The organism is Flavobacterium sp. (assembly GCF_052437795.1).
Lineage (GTDB): Bacteria > Bacteroidota > Bacteroidia > Flavobacteriales > Flavobacteriaceae > Flavobacterium.
Genome location: NZ_JBQVPA010000006.1, coordinates 99,283 through 116,031 on the forward strand (window position 1 = coordinate 99,283; position 16,749 = coordinate 116,031).

At 46.0% G+C, this 16,749-nt stretch carries 14 protein-coding genes and 1 tRNA gene; 3 read left to right on the forward strand and 12 right to left on the reverse strand.

Annotation, left to right across the window (positions count from 1 at the left end; all coding sequences use genetic code 11):
- Nucleotides 1-4 precede the first annotated feature (4 nt).
- Nucleotides 5-4,045, reverse strand: a complete 4,041-nt coding sequence (locus ACT6R0_RS17210) for an immunoglobulin domain-containing protein (protein ID WP_444655622.1) — start codon at nucleotides 4,043-4,045, stop codon at nucleotides 5-7.
- Nucleotides 4,046-4,517: 472 nt separating this feature from the next.
- On the opposite strand from ACT6R0_RS17210, the gene dusB reads away from it, so the two are divergent.
- Entirely contained in the window at nucleotides 4,518-5,510 is a 993-nt protein-coding gene (gene dusB, locus ACT6R0_RS17215; RefSeq protein ID WP_444655167.1) for a tRNA dihydrouridine synthase DusB, read from the forward strand.
- 36 nt (nucleotides 5,511-5,546) lie between these two features.
- On the opposite strand, the gene ACT6R0_RS17220 is transcribed toward dusB, so the two are convergent.
- The 6 genes from ACT6R0_RS17220 to mce all read right to left on the reverse strand — a co-directional run bounded on the left by ACT6R0_RS17220 (nucleotide 5,547) and on the right by mce (nucleotide 9,884).
- A complete protein-coding gene (locus tag ACT6R0_RS17220) occupies nucleotides 5,547-5,774 on the reverse strand; it encodes a hypothetical protein (protein ID WP_444655096.1) in 228 nt (75 codons plus the stop codon).
- Nucleotides 5,771-5,845, reverse strand: coding sequence for a T9SS type A sorting domain-containing protein (locus ACT6R0_RS17225; RefSeq protein WP_444655169.1), 75 nt, complete (start codon nucleotides 5,843-5,845; stop codon nucleotides 5,771-5,773). The genes ACT6R0_RS17220 and ACT6R0_RS17225 overlap by 4 nt, the downstream gene beginning before the upstream one ends.
- 308 nt (nucleotides 5,846-6,153) lie before the next feature.
- Nucleotides 6,154-7,578, reverse strand: coding sequence for an MATE family efflux transporter (locus ACT6R0_RS17230; protein ID WP_444655098.1), 1,425 nt, complete (start codon nucleotides 7,576-7,578; stop codon nucleotides 6,154-6,156).
- Between the two features lie 179 nt (nucleotides 7,579-7,757).
- A complete protein-coding gene (locus tag ACT6R0_RS17235) occupies nucleotides 7,758-8,963 on the reverse strand; it encodes an ABC transporter permease (RefSeq protein ID WP_444655099.1) in 1,206 nt (401 codons plus the stop codon).
- Between the two features lies 1 nt (nucleotide 8,964).
- Entirely contained in the window at nucleotides 8,965-9,357 is a 393-nt protein-coding gene (gene rbfA / locus ACT6R0_RS17240; protein ID WP_444655100.1) for a 30S ribosome-binding factor RbfA, read from the reverse strand.
- Nucleotides 9,358-9,476: 119 nt separating this feature from the next.
- Nucleotides 9,477-9,884 (reverse strand): methylmalonyl-CoA epimerase, encoded by a 408-nt coding sequence (gene mce, locus ACT6R0_RS17245; RefSeq protein ID WP_444655102.1) that lies wholly within the window; start codon nucleotides 9,882-9,884, stop codon nucleotides 9,477-9,479.
- Nucleotides 9,885-10,020: 136 nt separating this feature from the next.
- Here mce and ACT6R0_RS17250 point away from each other — a divergent pair, with 136 nt between their 5' ends.
- Complete coding sequence (locus ACT6R0_RS17250; protein WP_444655103.1) at nucleotides 10,021-11,235, forward strand: hypothetical protein; 1,215 nt, start codon at nucleotides 10,021-10,023, stop codon at nucleotides 11,233-11,235.
- 127 nt (nucleotides 11,236-11,362) lie between these two features.
- Here ACT6R0_RS17250 and ACT6R0_RS17255 read toward each other — a convergent pair.
- The 5 genes from ACT6R0_RS17255 to ACT6R0_RS17275 all read right to left on the reverse strand — a co-directional run bounded on the left by ACT6R0_RS17255 (nucleotide 11,363) and on the right by ACT6R0_RS17275 (nucleotide 13,917).
- Nucleotides 11,363-11,436 (reverse strand) — tRNA-Ile (locus tag ACT6R0_RS17255).
- A gap of 58 nt (nucleotides 11,437-11,494) precedes the next feature.
- Entirely contained in the window at nucleotides 11,495-12,073 is a 579-nt protein-coding gene (locus ACT6R0_RS17260) for a hypothetical protein (RefSeq protein ID WP_444655105.1), read from the reverse strand.
- A gap of 75 nt (nucleotides 12,074-12,148) precedes the next feature.
- Entirely contained in the window at nucleotides 12,149-12,763 is a 615-nt protein-coding gene (locus tag ACT6R0_RS17265; protein ID WP_444655106.1) for a 2'-5' RNA ligase family protein, read from the reverse strand.
- A gap of 54 nt (nucleotides 12,764-12,817) precedes the next feature.
- Nucleotides 12,818-13,375, reverse strand: a complete 558-nt coding sequence (locus ACT6R0_RS17270; RefSeq protein ID WP_444655107.1) for a 2'-5' RNA ligase family protein — start codon at nucleotides 13,373-13,375, stop codon at nucleotides 12,818-12,820.
- A 206-nt stretch (nucleotides 13,376-13,581) separates the two neighbouring features.
- The gene (locus ACT6R0_RS17275; RefSeq protein WP_444655108.1) at nucleotides 13,582-13,917 is read right to left on the reverse strand and encodes a hypothetical protein; all 336 of its coding nucleotides are present in this window, start codon (nucleotides 13,915-13,917) and stop codon (nucleotides 13,582-13,584) included.
- Nucleotides 13,918-14,165: 248 nt separating this feature from the next.
- On the opposite strand from ACT6R0_RS17275, the gene ACT6R0_RS17280 reads away from it, so the two are divergent.
- Nucleotides 14,166-16,631 carry an AsmA family protein gene (locus ACT6R0_RS17280; RefSeq protein WP_444655109.1) on the forward strand — a complete coding sequence of 822 codons (2,466 nt, stop codon included), beginning with the start codon at nucleotides 14,166-14,168 and terminating at the stop codon, nucleotides 16,629-16,631.
- Nucleotides 16,632-16,749: the final 118 nt, after the last annotated feature.

Genomic DNA, 16,749 nt, shown 5'->3' on the forward strand with positions numbered 1-16,749 from the left:
GCTCTTATTTTATTATTAGTTTCTTCGTCGCAACGCTTTTGCCATTGCTTATCCTTATCATGTAAACACCATCGGCCAGTTTTGTATCAGGTACTACTTTTACAGTGTTCCCTGCCTGTGTGCTTATGCTTGTCCCTATCTGCTGCCCAATGGTATTAAAGATAATAACAGTGGTATTCTCAGGTGAAGCGGGCATATCAATAAAGAATTCGCTTCCAGAAGCCGGGTTAGGGTATACTTTAAATGATGCTGCGTCAAATCCGCCATTACCTAAAGCAGTAGTCTGGAAAATAATGTCAAAACGGTTCTCAGCAACGCTTAGCGGGTTGTTAGCATCCACATTAAAGTTATACAGTGTACGTTCGCCGTTCACCAATTCTGTCATTGTATTGGCAAACTTGTCTTGCAGGTAAGCTGTCAGGCCATTCTCCATGCCATTTACATCGGCCGCATATGTGTAAGCCTCTTTTCTGTACTGGTTGTTGAAGAGTTGTATCACATCGTTAAGTACAGGTGTAGCCCTGCGCTCTACACTATAGCGTGCTGTCCCTTTAAGTATCGCAAGGTTCTCATCCTGATTGCCCATTTTAGGAGCATCCATAGTATCAAGCTCATTAGAGTGCATATCGCTGAAATCGATTATCAAACCGTCAGATGGCGTTTCGTTCTGCTGGAACGATGCCTGATCGTAGATCTTAAGCGCTATTGATGCGTCGGTAGCATCCGCAGCCGACCTGTACACGTTCGGAGTGTTGTTCGTAAGGAGTGTTTTATGGCTCTCCCTGAATGTAAGTGACGCAGCTCCATCATTAACTGTCTGCACAAAGAAAGCCTGGTTTGGCATAACATATTTGTTCGCTGCCGAGCCTGCCGTATTGGTTCCGCCCGGAAGGAGTACGGTCACGTATGCGCCGCGTCCGCCAGCCTGGCCCACAGTAGGGTTCGCTCCTCCAAGGGTAGGGTCCCACATATAGTAAAACCCGGTGTTGATATTGGTCGCTTCTGCCATTACACTTTCCATATTTACCGGTGCCTGGTATGGGTTTCCGACAAAGCTGAATTTTCCTGCAACATCACGAAGGTCGGTCACTGTAACAGTGCCTGTTTTTATCGTACCTGTAGATCGTAGCGTTGTTGTAGTTGGTACAGCATAGTTCGATGCCTGGTTAATTGTCCTGTCCCCCCTCACAAGCATACGCAATGGCTGCCCCGCGATAAGGTTGTTGGTTAGTGTGCTTGTTACCGCGTTCCACGATGTGCCACCCGCGTTGTCATAAGTAAATAGTGAAGGGTTATTGCTTCCTGATACATCGAAGCCGTTCGCGGCACCGCCTGCACCTGTAATGTCTGTACCCCAGTTTGGCAGGTCACTGCCACTTTGCTGCCAGTTGGCATAAATAGATAAACCGTCAACAGGCGAGCTTATCAGCCTGAAAGCCCTGCGTGCCGGAATGTAACGCTCAATGGTCATTGTTCCGCTTATGCTTCCTGTTACCGGCGCTATCATTGCAGTATGTACCGCATTACTTTTCAGGGTAAGCTGGTTTCCTGTAGTGAATTGGCCGGCTGTCATTGTAAGTATACCTGTAAGGTTCAGTTCTCCGGCAAGGGTAAATCCATTGGTATTGTTTATGGTAAGGTTCCTTACATATTTGTTGAAGAAGGTATCACCGCCCACAGCCTGTGCGCCAGAAGTTCCCATGAACACCACTGTACCGTCCTGTGCATCAAATACGCCGGTATTATTCACTGTACCCGCGATACGGAAAACACCCGATCCACCGTTTGCAACTACGATATTGGCTCCGGTCGCAATGGTTATGTTCCTTACATCTGCAAATCCGCCTCCGGTAGCGCCCGTTATCCTTGGGTATACGTTTGGCGAGGTAACCACAGGTATCTGCGCGTCGGTCAATAGAGTAGGTACTACGCCGCAAGCCCAGTTGCCTGCCGTGTTCCAATCGTTGCTTACGTCGCCTTCCCATACAGCAAATGTTGTTAAGGTCGCATTTCTTGTCTGTGATGTAGCTGTACAGTCTCCACCGCCCGATGTTGCGATCACCCTATAGTAACGTGCCTGTGTTAGCGGGGCAGTGGTGTAGGTTTGTGTCGTACCTCCAGATCCGGTGGTAACGTTAGCCCATCCCGTTGTACCGTCAGCGGAGTCCTGCCATTGCAGTGTGCCTGTGTAGCCTGTAGTGGTAAATATAGCACTTGAGCCTGAGCACACTACCTGGTTCGCCGATACTATGCCTGCATTCGCGGTAGCTGTAACTGTAGCGGCTACAGCGCTGGTAAATACTGCAGTACATTGTGCTGTTGAGGTACCTGTGTTATATACTTTTGCATAATAATACTTTGTACCGATCGTATTCATTGGTGGGTAGTAGGTGCTTGATGTAGCTCCTGTTATAAGTGAACCCCCTGTGTTGCTGTTATTTGTCCCGTTATCATACCACTGGTAAGCAAGGTTGATGCCCTGTGCTCCTGCTTCTACAAAGCGGGTAGTGTTGGTTCCTGTGTTCACACAGCCCGTTGTGCCCGTAGCCGATAGAATAACAGTGTTCAGGTAAGCAGCGTTAGAGAATGCCGCTCCTGTATTGTTGGTTACCAGGCAGCGATACACACCTGCATCGGCAGCCGTAACATTTGCTATTTGCAGGGTAGCCGAAGTAGCGCCGCTTATATTGCCTCCGTTAGAGATCGGATTACCATTTTTTTCCCACTGGTAGGTGATCTCGCTGCCTCCAACGGTAACAGATATGGTAAACGATGCTGTGCCGCCCGGGCATACTGCCTGGCTAACCGGCTGAGAGTTGATCTCCGGAGCAGGAATTTCGAATGTACTCCTGTTATAAGCCATGAAGGCCGGGTCGCTGGTTCCCGAGGGCATTACCTTAAAGCTCGCTACCTGGGCTTTATTCGTACCTGTGATACCAAAATCAGATAACTTATAGCCTACCATGCGTATTTCACGTGTATTTGTACCAATTACGGTGCTTCCGTTTATGATCGCAGTGTCAAGCTGCCCTGGTGTAGCCATGGTGAACAGGTCTATCTTATTATGTCCCAAAATGGCGGAACTAGTTCCGCTAAACCCGATCTGAACCGGATTCCCTACAATGTTACCATTGACATCGATAAAGCTGAATACATCAAATTCGCCGCTTGGTGACGCGATCTGCGATACAAGGATATCTGGTATGGCATCTGTAAGTACGGTATTGTCATTTACTATATTGCCCGACTGAAAAGATAATACAGAATAAGTAGGCAGGTTAGTCACACCAGATCCGATTCCCATTCCGCGAATACCGTCAATAAGTACATCACGTGGTGAAAGGCCGGTTACAGAGGGGGCAGTATGTACTGCGGTTGTAGAGCTGCCGTCCGTTTTATTACCTAATATGATAAGGCATGGGTTACTGCTGTTTGACGCAGGCACGGTTCCCGAAATGCTTTTAACGGGTAGTGCCCTGAAATTTCCGGGTAGGTAAGTGTTTGCAGTCGTGCCGTTGCCCGATGCAAATCCTGCTGCAGTAAGAACATTTGCTACTGCAGGTTCACTACCGGTACTATAAAGCACCCCGCCGTAGCGAAATCCAACCACACTGTGTCCGGTGTCCGGCTGAACAGAATTATTAGCTGCGGTGCTGGAAACCCAGCTTCCTCCAAAATTGGTAACGATCTGTGTGATGCCCGACCCTGTTGGTGTAGCAACAGGTGCTACATAAGTGTAGTTATAAGCACTGGAGAGCGTTCCGCCGTTGTTAAATCTTATAGAACGGGTTACTGTACCCGCACCGGCAGACGCTACCGCAGGGACAATAACCGACATTTGCGTTGATGTGACAGATGATGGTGTTACATCAACGAAATTAGTAGAGGATGTTGCTGAAGAACCGCTTGTGTAAAAACGAACAGTTAGACCCGCAGTGAATCCTGATCCGTTTAGGATCATTGCTGACCTGTGGGTGACCAGGGTAGGTGAGGTAGTTGTAAGCGTTTGCGCAGATAACCCTGTGGCTATCAGCAAAAACAACATGGTTAATTGTTTTTTGAGGGTAATTGTGTGAATCATAAATTAATTTTTGAATGTGGACGGTACAAAATAAGGGATTAAAAAGGATGGCAAATTTTAACAAAATGTTAAATATCTTTTTATTAACGTTTAATTTTGAGAGTATTTTCTTTCATTTTTAATATTTGAGTTAATTTTCTTGCCATTTGTGTGGTCAAAAATAAGTTCTGTACGTATTTTTGAATAATTATAGTGCGATTATATATCTATATCATAATTGATGAAATTTATAGTACATCTAATGCGTCTGTTAATTAGCTGTTTAGGATCTTAGAAAATTTAAAATGTTAAAAAAAACATTATGGCTGCTAGGAAAGATATCCAAATTGTCTAATTATGGTACTAACTTCATGAGTTTTCAATGAGCATACAAGTCAGTGATCAATGCCTCTTTATATTTGGACAATAAAATGTAATTTTGCACAAAATGAAGAAGATGGTTAAGATAGGAGACATAGAGCTGCCGGAATTCCCTTTATTGCTTGCGCCTATGGAAGATGTTAGCGACCCACCGTTCCGCAGGCTATGCAAAACCCATGGCGCCGACCTTATGTTCAGTGAGTTCATCTCGTCGGAAGGACTGATCCGCGATGCGATGAAAAGCAGGCAGAAGCTCGATATATTCGATTATGAGCGACCGGTAGGCATCCAGATATTCGGCGGGGACGAAGAAGCAATGGCACTTTCCGCTAAGATCGTCGCCACTGTAAACCCCGATATTGTCGACATCAACTTTGGCTGTCCGGTAAAAAAGGTGGTTTGCAAGGGCGCCGGCGCCGCTGTACTAAAGGACATCGGCCTGATGGTGCGCCTTACCAAAGCCGTGGTTGAAAGTACCGACCTTCCCGTGACCGTAAAGACCCGCCTCGGCTGGGACGATGATTCCATCAACATCGAAGAGGTAGCCGAACGCCTGCAGGATGTAGGCATTAAAGCTTTGAGCATACACGGCCGTACCCGCGCACAGATGTATAAGGGTGAGGCCGACTGGAGCCACATTGCCCGCGTGAAGAACAACCCCCGCATCAACATTCCCATATTTGGCAATGGGGACATTGATAGCCCCGAAAAGGCATTGGAATATAAAAACCGCTATGGTATAGACGGCATCATGATAGGCCGCGCCGCCATTGGCTACCCATGGATATTCAATGAGATAAAGCATTATATGGCAACAGGTGAACACCTGGCCGCTCCAACCCTCGAAGACAGGGTAGAGGCTGCCCGCAACCACCTGCAATGGGCCATCGACTGGAAAGGCGAAAGGGTAGGGGTATTTGAAACACGCAGGCATTATACCAACTACTTTAAGGGCATTCCGAACTTTAAGGAATACCGCCAGCGCATGGTAACCCACGATGCCGCTACCGATGTATATGCAGTGCTGGATGAAGTTAGGGAGAAATTCGCGGATTATAAGACAGCATAAAAAAAGGGACGATCCTTTCGAGATCGTCCCTTTTTCTTATTTTACATTTACGTACGGCCTTTTCAGTAACCAGTATCCTATTAGTGTTCCCCCTGCAAGCAGTATGGGAATATAAATATCTATAGGGACAGGTGGCTCTTCGTCAACAACTTCGTCATCTACATCATCCTCGAATTCCTGTGCTGCCGACAATGCTGCCGACAGGAATAGGAATATTATAACTGCTGCCCACGCCGCCTTTTTAAACATCATTATCATTTTCATAGTATTATCAATTTTTTAGTGGTTGTTTGCGTTCCCTGCATTATGTTCACCATGTATATGCCCGATGCCATGGGACTAAGTGGTGTAACTTCAAGTGTTGAACCTGAGTGGGCTGTAGACGAGGCTACAGGAAAGCTCTTTTACATTTCATCATCATAATTTTAAGATTTTGGTGGGATGTAAAGAGACAGTTATAATGTCCGAAAAATCAGAATGTTAAGTTAATTTATAAATAACCGGAACTATTGTGATATGTGCAGAGATCGTAATAATAATTAGCAGTATAAAAAGGTAAGCCCGCAATGTGCGGGCTTATAAGTTATAATTTAACTGGTATTAACACTACAGTAGTGAATAGTGTTTACAATGTAATGTCAGATTATACCTCGACTTTCTTCCATCGTCCTTTTTTGAACAGCACAATGCTGATCATCGTCATCACAGTTTCGGCTATAGGAATGGCAAGAAAGACTCCCGTCGGACCCATTTTAAAGTGTAGCGCCAGCACGTAGGCGAGCGGAATTTGCAACACCCAAAAACCGAACAGGTTGACCCATGTAGGTGTTTTGGTGTCGCCCGCACCATTAAAGGCGTTGATGAGCACCATACCTATACCGTAAAACACATATCCGGCGCTCAATATCCGGATGGCTTCCACGCCAATGTCATGCACTTCTTTATCAACTGTGAAAAAGGTTATCATAGGCTCAGCCGCCAAAAGGGTTATGGCCATGATAACTGCCATATAGATCGCATTGAACTTAGCGGTCACGAATACCGACCGTTCGGCACGGGCCACATCCTTAGCGCCCAGGTTCTGCCCCACGAGCGTTGCTGCAGCACCGCTAAGCCCCCATGCCGGCAGCATGAAGAACATCATGATGCGCAGCGCGCTTTGGTAACCTGCCGAACCTTCGTCGCCACCGGTTTGTGCTACCACCCGTGCCAGGAATATCCAGCTGCAGGAGGCAATGATGAACTGCAGTACGCCCGGTGCGGCAATTTTGACCAGCTCTTTTATCTGGTCAAAATTCGGCTTGAAGTAGGATACGAATACCTTGAGGATGCCATTGCCGTTAAACAGGTTGTATAACTGGTACAGTACACCCACGCTGCGCCCTATGGTGGTGGCAATGGCTGCGCCCGTAAGCCCGAAGGCCGGTACAGGGCCCCATCCGTTGATGAGTATGGGGCAGAGTATGATGTTGCAGATGTTGGCTATCCAAAGACTTTTCATGGCAATGGCAGCATTGCCTGCGCCGCGGAATATTCCGTTGAACAGGAACAATAGCATGATCACGAAGCTACCGCCCATCATGATGCGAACGAAGTCGGTACCAAACTCCGCCGATTCCTGCGATGACCCCATCATAACGAGTATGTCGGTCGCATAAATAAATCCGAGAACGGCAATGACCACATTCACCGCCACTGCGATGATGATGGCCTGCATACCTGCTTTGGCCGCAGCCACAGGGTCTTTTTCGCCTATGCGGCGCGCTACAACGGCGGTCGCGGCCATGCTCATGCCTATGGCGATGGAATAGACCACTGCCAGTACGGATTCTGTAAGCCCAACAGTTTGTACGGCGAAGCTGCTATTCTCAAGATGGCCTACAAAATACAGGTCGACCAATGCGAATACCGATTCCATAGCCATTTCCAGCATCATGGGTATGGCAAGAAGCAATACGGCACGGCGAATGCTGCCTTGTGTAAAGTCTATATTTTCTCCCTTAAGGGATTGCTTTAATAACGTATAAAAACGTGATACGGCACTTGAGGGATCTCCTTTTTGTGTCATGATATTTTATTAAAAAGATTTATAATAAGATAGGGCATTGCGCAAGACGAATGCCTGGAATATTTGCGATAAGTGGATATTGTCTTCCGCTTAGCGGGTACGGACAAAGGCAAATACTATCATATGCTTTGAAGTAAAGCACAAATATAAATGGATCTTTTTACAGAAATGCTAATTTTTTATGAATTTTCGAGAAGTTTTTTGTTTACCCTGCCAGCCGCTATAAATGAGGCAAGAATGCCGAGGATGAAGATGGTAGCCAAAACTATCGCTACATTTTCCACGCGAAAGGCGACCGGGTAGGCCATTTGGTCAGTGATCATAAAAAGCTGGAAATGCTGCTGTACAAGAATAAGCACTGTTGCTATCGCCATCCCGGAAAAAGTACCCAAAGCGGTAATGAATATGCCCTGGTAGAGGAATATTTTGCGCAGGCCGTTCACTTCGGTGCCAAGGCAGTACAGCGTACGTATATTTTCTTTCTTGTCGAGTATCAGCATGATGAGGGCGCCTGCAAGGCAAAAAAGCGTAAGCACGACTACGAGTGAACAAAAAAGGTAAGTGACCAGGTTTTCGGCGTTGAGCATTTTATAAAGCGAGTCGTTCAGCTGCGCCCTGTTCTTGATGATCACCTTATTTTGAAAGATCGTTCCCAGCTGTTGGCGCACTTGTGTTTCATTGGCGCCTGCCGACATTTTAAGTTCTAATGAAGATATCCTGTTGGGCTCAAAAGCCAGTAGCTCCTGTGCGAGGTCAAGGTTGCAGAACACGTATTTGCTGTCGATATCGTCATTGATGTTATACACGCCCACTACCGATAAGCCACTTTTATTGAAAGCATCTTCAGGTGTGTCAATGGTGCCTTTGCCCGGTTTTGGCACATATACTTCCAGCACACGGTTATAGTCGAACAGCCCCAGCGATAATTTATTAAAAATGCCGGCACCTGCTACCGCCTGTGTAGTTTCGGTAAGGGGCCATTGCCCGCCTGCCAGCTTTTCGGGCATGGTACTTACTTTTTGGAATAGGCTGTCTACGCCCTTAAGTATAGCTACCTGCTCTTTTCCGTCGAAGTAAAAAAGTACACGTTCTTCGGCGACTTTGCTGTATACGGCAATGCCTTTAAGGTTTTTGAGCTGTTGTTCCTGCCCAGGGGACAGGACCATCGTTTTTCCGCTTGCCGGCGACAGCTTCAGGTCGGGATCGGTAGCATCGGTAAACGAAAGGCTGAAATCGCGAAGCCCGCTAAAGGCCGACATGATGATGAACAGCGCGGCGGTACTGGCCAGTATGCCCACAGCGGCAATTGCGGTAATGATATTTACAGCAGTGCTTTTGCTACGGCTGATGGTGTAGCGCCTTGCTATGTAAAAAGGGAAGCCCAAATTATGATCTCTTGCGTCGTTCTAAGAGTTCAGGATTCTTGATCGGGTTATTTTCGCCGCTAAGTTCACGGTCTATCTTTTCGATCTGGTCCAGCGTGTCATCTATGTAAAACACAAGGTTGGGCACTTTGCGCAGCTGCAGTTTTACGCGCTGCGAAAGGTCATGCTTGATGAGCGGCGCGTTCGACTTGATGGCATTGAGCATTTCGCCGCCCTTTTCCGAAGGGAATACGCTCAGGTATACCTTGGCAATGGACAAGTCTGTAGTTACCACAACTTTGGATACGGAAATGATAAGGTTGGAGATGCCATTTTTCCTCACCTCACCCTGCAATATATCTACCAGATCATTTTGGAGTAGCGCCCCTATCTTTTTTTGCCTGTTTGTTTCCATACTGCAAAGGTAGCAATTTATTAATGTGTAACTGTAACAATGTGCCTGCAACGCCAATTATAAATGTAAAAGTATAACTGTCCTGACATGCCAATTGTTACATCGTTAGATCATTACATTTATTCATTGCGCATCTCCTGGCACAATTCCACCAATACCCCGTTAGTTCCTTTTGGATGGAGGAAAGCCACCAGCTTATTGTCGGCACCACGCTTTGGGATCTCATTCAGTACGGTAAAGCCCTCAGCTTTCAATCTTTCGATCTCGGCCACGATGTCTTCCACGTCAAAAGCGATATGGTGTATGCCTTCGCCTTTTTTTTCAAGGAATTTGGCTATGGGGCTTTCGGGCGTTGTGGCTTCCAGCAGTTCGATCTTATTGGGACCGTTCATAAAAAAGGAAGTTTTTACCCCTTCGCTGGCTACTTCTTCTTCCTTATATGCCGGTACTCCAAAGAGTTTTTCGAAAAGCAGGTTAGAGGTTTGCAGGTCCTTTACCGCTATCCCGATGTGTTCTATCTTTCTCATACCCAAATATATTCAATATTCTTAAAAACCCACACATAAACAGTGGTAAGAAAATACCCCCTAATAGGTATTTTTTTGCCTACTCTCCGCCACTATATTTGCTTCAATATCAATTAATAAACATCAACTACCATAAATGGAACCAACAAAAGCTTTAAAAAAATTATCGGCGATTGCCTTTATGTGCCTGCTCTTAATTGTGGCGTGCAGCAAAGACGACTCATCCGGAGGAGGTTCGAACAAGCCGCTTAGCGCGTATGAATTCTCAGGAATTTTTACCGGGACACTTAACAAGAACGGGCAGACAACCCAGTTAGAAGGTTATGTAACCATTGAAGAGGATGGTGAGACAAAACTCAACCTGCTGATAGGGAGTATGAAAGGCACTTCGGTAAGATCGGGCGATAGTTATAACATTACTGTCAGTGAGGTTACCGGCGCCTTTGAAGGAGTAGAAGGCATAACAGGATCTATCGACGTGAATACACGTACAATTTACCTGAGTGGCACCAACGCCGATGGCTCGCCCGTCACTGTTGGTGGCAATGCGCAAAACCCTAATGTAATGAACGACGGCGGATGGGATGCCCTCACGAAATCAGGGGTAACATTTACACATGATGAGGTATGCCTGGCTTCGGTCACTATTAACGGGGTAACCTTTAGCGGGCTGGATCGCTACTACCAGCAGGAAAGCCGTTGCTCGAATTATTATTTTGGACACCATCAGCTACGATTTAACCTGGATAATAAAGAATCCCAGATCTACTGTACCGATATTACTCTTTTGATGCTCAATGGACAGTATGAAACATTTACACAATGTTCGGTGATCCAGTTCATACTTGATGAAAATACCGAATATGAGTACACTGTGGTTTGGATGGATGGCACTACCGACAGCGGTACTGTTACTACTCCTGATGGTGGATTTGTTACGCCAATATGCCTTGAGAAAGATGGCGAGGAATGTGAAGGTGGCGGACTTGACGGCCAAAACGGCGACCCGAGGTTCAACCTGCAGTTTAGCAACAGCGGCAATGTAGACCTTGATCTGTATGTACAGACCCCTAATGGCTCAATAATCAACTACAGCAATACAACAGCCCAGGGCGGTACACACGATGTTGATTGTGCCTGCGGTGATGCCTGCGACCAGGAAAATGTGTTTTGGGAGAACGGCCCTTCCGGGCAATATACTTTTTGGGTAGACTATTATGGCGATTGCGGAAGCGGCAGTACATCCTCCAACTTTACGATAAAGGTTATGAATAATAATAACGTGGTGATGACCAAGACCGGTACGCTGAACAGTGGCGAATCGACACACTGGACATACAACCATAACTAAAATATGTGTTACTTGGGTTAGTTTAGGAAGGAATTCCTGAAGCAGCGGTAATGAGAATTACCGCTGTTTTTTGTTTATGGTAAACAAAAAAGCCTCCACATTGCTGTGAAGGCTTTCGGAAAACCAGTGGTCCCACCTGGGCTCGAACCAGGGACAACCTGATTATGAGTCAGGGACTCTAACCAGCTGAGCTATAGGACCGGTTTTGAGGTTGCAATATTACTACTATTTTTCATTGCATCCAAATTATTTTAAGGGATTATTTCGTGCTGCTTTTTACGGTCTTGTCAATCAGCGCAAAATGTTTTTTCATATAGTCCCTGCTGCTTTTCTTAATTTTGAAATCCATCTTCTTTTCTGATGTGACGATCACCAATCCCGAAATATTGGTGGTCAGAAGTTTTTCAAAATTCTCCTTCATCGTCTCCGGCGTCCCGTTCCTTGGCATAAGGGCAAACCCTGCCTGGAAGGTTACAGGGTCACAATCCGATTCTGAGACCTGAAAACAGTCGATCTTTGTGCCATCTTCCAATTGCAGTAAAATTCGGCTGTCATATGTATTCAGGCAGCCAAGCCTGTTGTCGTTGTGGATGATATACAGTTCAATAAAATAAGTCTCTACTAATTTCGAGCCCGGTTTTGCCGACTGGTAGCCTGCCGAGAAGAATACCGCGCCATCATTTACTACGCTGTCACCCAGTTTAAGTTCACCGCCACTATTGTTATTGGTCCTTATAGTACGGCCTCCGGTTACAGCATCTGTTTTGTTTTCAGCAATGGACTGCGCAGTTCCAGATATGCCAAAAAGAAGAAGGCATGTTAAGGTGGTGAGTTTCATTTTCATTGGATTTGATCATTGGTGGGATAAAAATACGCTTTTAAGTTTGCCGTGCAATATAGGATGGAATTTTTCCTAACCCCCCAACACCACTTCACTCACAGGTGAAAAATGCCCGGTACTCCCGGCTATTCTGCGTAATATGGTAATGCGGTCGCAAAGCCATTCCCCTGAGATATCGAATGCGGATAGGTCGTCGACCCTGTCGAAGTCGGCAGTGGGAATGCTGCGCGCTATGGTTATATGTGGGTGAATGATCTTTTTAGCTCGTGTACGCTTGTCCAGTATACTGGTTTGGCGATAGCTGCGCTTAGTTTGCGGGGCGGGGTTAAGCAGTGCGACAAGCTTATTTATGGGTTCTGGATCTTCAATTTTCAGGCACAGCGTGCGCGAAACACCACCGTGCTTCAGCACCTCATGGCCGGCAAGGGTTATGGTAAAGGGCGCTACAGCCGAGGCTATCTTTTTTACCTGCCGAACTACAGGGCCATTCTCAACAGCTTCGGTTTTGAATAAAGATACATGTGCAACGGAATTGCGGTTAAAAGGCTCAAGCCCTATCATGCCGTGCAGCAACTCCTTCATACGGTCTACTTCCTCCTTAATAGGATCAGAAGGTGACAACAGTATGAAGTACTCATATACGGTCTCTGCGAACAGGCTTAATTGTGCTGTATTCTTTTTGGCCATTCCGGTGATTTGTGGTGCAAAAATAAGGTTTTTATGGGGATTTGATCTTAGCGGTCAGCTCAGCAAATGTTCCTTAATTACATTCCACTGCTCCCCATCGTGCTTCAGCAGGAAAAAACGGTCGGCCCTGAAGGTGGCATTGTATTTTTTGTGCTGGTACACGTCCATGGCGCGCTCATACTGTTCCGGCGTAAGGTCGCGGTAGGCGATGGTCATGTGCGGGTGGAACTTCCTTTCGACGTAATGGATCCCGATCTCGGGATAATTATTCTCAAAGGCATTGATCACCGAAAGCTGCAACGCCTCGAGCTGTGGGGTCATCAGGGGCTTTACATAAATAACAGGGTTGTTCTTATTATCAAAACTTCCAAAATCCTCCAACTCCACATTGAAAACGCCTGTATTGGGACGGATGCCTTCAAACCACTTGAGCAGTGTCCCATGTTCCCTGCCGTCCAGCTTAAAGGGCGCTTTCAGGGTAATGTGGGGCATGTTGCGCAGGGCGCGGCTGCTGTTGTAATTTTGTGCAAGGTCCTGCCGGAACGCGGTTATCTCGTCCGATATGGCCTCGTGTGGCAACAGCGCTATAAAGTATAGGTTTTCGCGTGGCATATACAAATATACTAAACCATAGCAATAAGTAGCGCCCGGGACGTGAAAGACTTACCATCCGAAGAAGCAGGTCTTTCTAAAATAGATACTGGAGCAATACTACCACGTAATATAAAAATGGGTAAGTAGTTTTCCTGATCATTCATGTGGGGTTATGAAAAAGGGTCGCCCGCGAGCGACCCTTTCATGGTTAAAAATAGAAAGGTTTAGGTAGGTTGCAATACTTTGGAAATGTAAATATTGTTAGGCTCCACAGTGATCTTGTAATGGCTTTTCCTGAAAAGGCCATAAACCGTCAGCCCTATCTGTTTTGTACCGTCGGGGCGTACCAACACATGGCGGGTATCAAATGTGGTGTTCCCGTCTACAGAATAATATATGGCATTAGTAAATCTGTACCTGATGATGAGCGTATCTCTACTGTCGGCATCAGGTACATGATTAAAGTAAAGGAGCTTGATCTTTTTTCCTTTTTTGAGGAATATTTCAAATGCGCGCCGAAGGATCTGCACGCGTTGTGGCATGGTAAATAGAGCAGGCATTTTGGTAGGTGTGTTTTAGTAATTGCGGTGGGGGCGCATGTTGGTTGCGATGGCGAATTTAAGCTATGTCGATGGAAGATCAGCCTAAAAATACCCCTTGTCTATACTTTGTCTATACAAATGACCTTTATCCCGCCTGATAGTATGCTGAATATGCGGGCTTTAATTTTAACATTGTTTAGGCTGTTGTGCATCACATCGATATGTAACTTTAAAAGTTTTCCGTACAAACGGAACTGGAAATGTATATGAAAGAAAGAATTACCGCTTTTAAAAAATTTGCAACCACATTAAATATACCGCGATGGGCCCGATGGGTATTCCGTGGAGTACTTGTCATTTTTCTTTTCATGATCGTGGCTTACGTTTCCCTGGCATGGTATATTAATACACACAAAGAGGAAGTACTGGCATCGGTCACCAAAGAATTGAATGAAGGCATTTCGGGATCGCTGGAAATTGGCGATATGGAGCCAACATTCCTGCAGGGATTTCCGCGGGTGGCCTTGCGGCTCGAAAATGTGATGCTCAAGGACAGCCTTTATCACAACCACGGAAAAATGCTGCTTAAAGCAGGTAGCCTTGATGTATCTGTTAATGCGCTGGCCCTGATGCGCGGTACCATCGAAATAAAAAAGATCGCCATAGCCAATGCTGCCGTAAACCTTTTTACCGATACAACAGGATATAGCAATGCTTCGGTCTTTAAAAAAAATAAAAATGCGAAGGAAGGTGGTGGAGGAGGCAGCTTCCCCGAATTGCGCAAACTCGACCTCGACAACGTAAATTTTGTTATCGATAACCAAAAAATGGGTAAGCTGTACAGTTTTTCTGTAGATGAGCTGGACGGAAGCATTGATTATACCGACGAGGGCTGGGAGGCAGGCATTCGACTGAATACACTCGCGAACAGCATGGCCTTCAGTACACGAAAAGGCAGTTTTGTAAAAGGCAAGCGCATTGAAGGAAAATTTGACATCAGCTTTAATGAGGGAACGGGTATCCTTATTGTAGACAGGAACAGGTTGGATATAGGCGGGGAGGAGTTTTACATCGGGGCAAACATAAAGACTGCAAGCCCGGATGCCGACTTTGCCATTAACATCGAGAACAATAGTATTTTATGGAAAAATGCCGGTGATCTTCTTTCGCCAAATATCACAAGCAGGCTGCAGATGTTTGACATGAAGAAGCCTATCGCTGTAAAATGCGACATAGTGGGCGGATTCAATGTTAAGGGCGACCCGCTGATCCGGGTAAATGCTGAGGTTAAAGATAATACGCTCGACACACCGGGCGGAGTAGTGGAGAACTGTAGTTTCTTTGGTGTGTTCACAAATGAGCATATTGGGGGCAAAGGCTATACCGATGCCAATTCGGCCATAAAGCTGTATAACTTCAAGGGTGATTATTCGGGCATACCCATTGTTATGAATAAGGTATTTATCCTCGACCTTGAGAATCCTGTTGCGGTAGGCGACTTCTCCTCGAAATTCCAAATTGAAAAGCTTAAGGCATTGATAGATGATGACCTGCTGAAGTTCTCCAAAGGCACTGCTAATGTGAAGCTGGACTTCCGGGCCGATATAGTGGATTTCAAACTGTCTAAACCATATGTAAAAGGCCTCGTTGAGGTAAAGGATGCCGATGTGCGCTATGTGCCGAGGAAGCTCGATTTTAAAGGGGTCTCGGTAGGATTGAACTTCACTAAGGATGACCTGTTCATCAGTAAGATCATATTAAAAAGTGGGAAAAGTGTCGTGAACATGGAGGGAAGCATCAAAAATTTCCTCAACCTGTATTATACCGACCCGCAGAAGATCGTGCTTACCTGGGACATCCACAGCCCGCAGTTGCACCTGGGCGAATTCATGGGGTTCTTGGGGAGCAGGCAGCGAAAACTGCCTACAGTAAAAAAAAGCAAGGGCAACATTACCGAGGATCTGGATATACTGTTTGATAAAAGTAATGTTGACATGAAGCTGCGTGTGGACAAGTTGTACTATAATAAGTTTTACGCTTCGGATGCAAAAGCCGACCTGCTGCTGACCGATGCCGGAGTAGTGGTAAAAAATGCTGGATTGAAGCATGCAGGGGGCAGCCTTGTCATTAATGGTTTTTTAGCCCAGAGCGGGAAAGTAAACCGTTACAACCTCGATGCCGTAATAAGCAACGTCGATATCAACAAGTTTTTTTATGCCTTTAATAATTTCGGGATGGAAACACTTGGCTCCAAGAACCTAAAGGGCTTTATCTCGTCCAAAGCCAACATAAGTGGTAGCATGACCGATGCGGGGGCTATTGTGCCAAAGTCAATGAACGGCACAATGTCATTTGCCCTGAAAAAGGGAAGGCTGCTCGATTTTGAACCGTTACGCAGCGTTGGCAAACTGGCTTTCCCTAACCGTGATATCGATAATATCGAATTCTCTGATCTGGGCGGCAGATTTGATGTTAAGGGCGAAAAGGTAACCATTCATCCCATGAAGATCAATTCAAGCGTCATTAATATGGATATTGAGGGGGTATATTCGTTTGGGAACGGTACAGCGATCTATGTGGATGTGCCCTTACGCAACCCCAAGCGTGATGAAGGCATTACCGACAAAAAGGAACTGGAAAAACGCCGTAACCGCGGCATTGTGCTTCACCTGAAGGCGGTAGATGATAAAGATGGCAAGGTTAAAGTGAAACTTGGCGGAAAGAAGGACTGATCTTAAAAAGTCAAACCCTCAAAGTCAAACCACAAATGAAAGGCGAAAATCCATGATAAAAGCAATTATAGGCTTAAAGACCTCTACTTCTGACAGTTTACCACTTAATAGCAACCCA

Bases quoted from the DNA above. Each gene is read 5' to 3' on its own strand.
- ACT6R0_RS17210 (WP_444655622.1), bottom strand. From the start codon at position 4,045: ATGTTGTTTTTGCTGATAGCCACAGGGTTATCTGCGCAAACGCTTACA.
- dusB (WP_444655167.1), top strand. From the start codon at position 4,518: ATGGTTAAGATAGGAGACATAGAGCTGCCGGAATTCCCTTTATTGCTT.
- ACT6R0_RS17220 (WP_444655096.1), bottom strand. From the start codon at position 5,774: ATGAAAATGATAATGATGTTTAAAAAGGCGGCGTGGGCAGCAGTTATA.
- ACT6R0_RS17230 (WP_444655098.1), bottom strand. From the start codon at position 7,578: ATGACACAAAAAGGAGATCCCTCAAGTGCCGTATCACGTTTTTATACG.
- rbfA (WP_444655100.1), bottom strand. From the start codon at position 9,357: ATGGAAACAAACAGGCAAAAAAAGATAGGGGCGCTACTCCAAAATGAT.
- mce (WP_444655102.1), bottom strand. From the start codon at position 9,884: ATGAGAAAGATAGAACACATCGGGATAGCGGTAAAGGACCTGCAAACC.
- ACT6R0_RS17250 (WP_444655103.1), top strand. From the start codon at position 10,021: ATGGAACCAACAAAAGCTTTAAAAAAATTATCGGCGATTGCCTTTATG.
- ACT6R0_RS17260 (WP_444655105.1), bottom strand. From the start codon at position 12,073: ATGAAACTCACCACCTTAACATGCCTTCTTCTTTTTGGCATATCTGGA.
- ACT6R0_RS17265 (WP_444655106.1), bottom strand. From the start codon at position 12,763: ATGGCCAAAAAGAATACAGCACAATTAAGCCTGTTCGCAGAGACCGTA.
- ACT6R0_RS17270 (WP_444655107.1), bottom strand. From the start codon at position 13,375: ATGCCACGCGAAAACCTATACTTTATAGCGCTGTTGCCACACGAGGCC.
- ACT6R0_RS17275 (WP_444655108.1), bottom strand. From the start codon at position 13,917: ATGCCTGCTCTATTTACCATGCCACAACGCGTGCAGATCCTTCGGCGC.
- ACT6R0_RS17280 (WP_444655109.1), top strand. From the start codon at position 14,166: ATGAAAGAAAGAATTACCGCTTTTAAAAAATTTGCAACCACATTAAAT.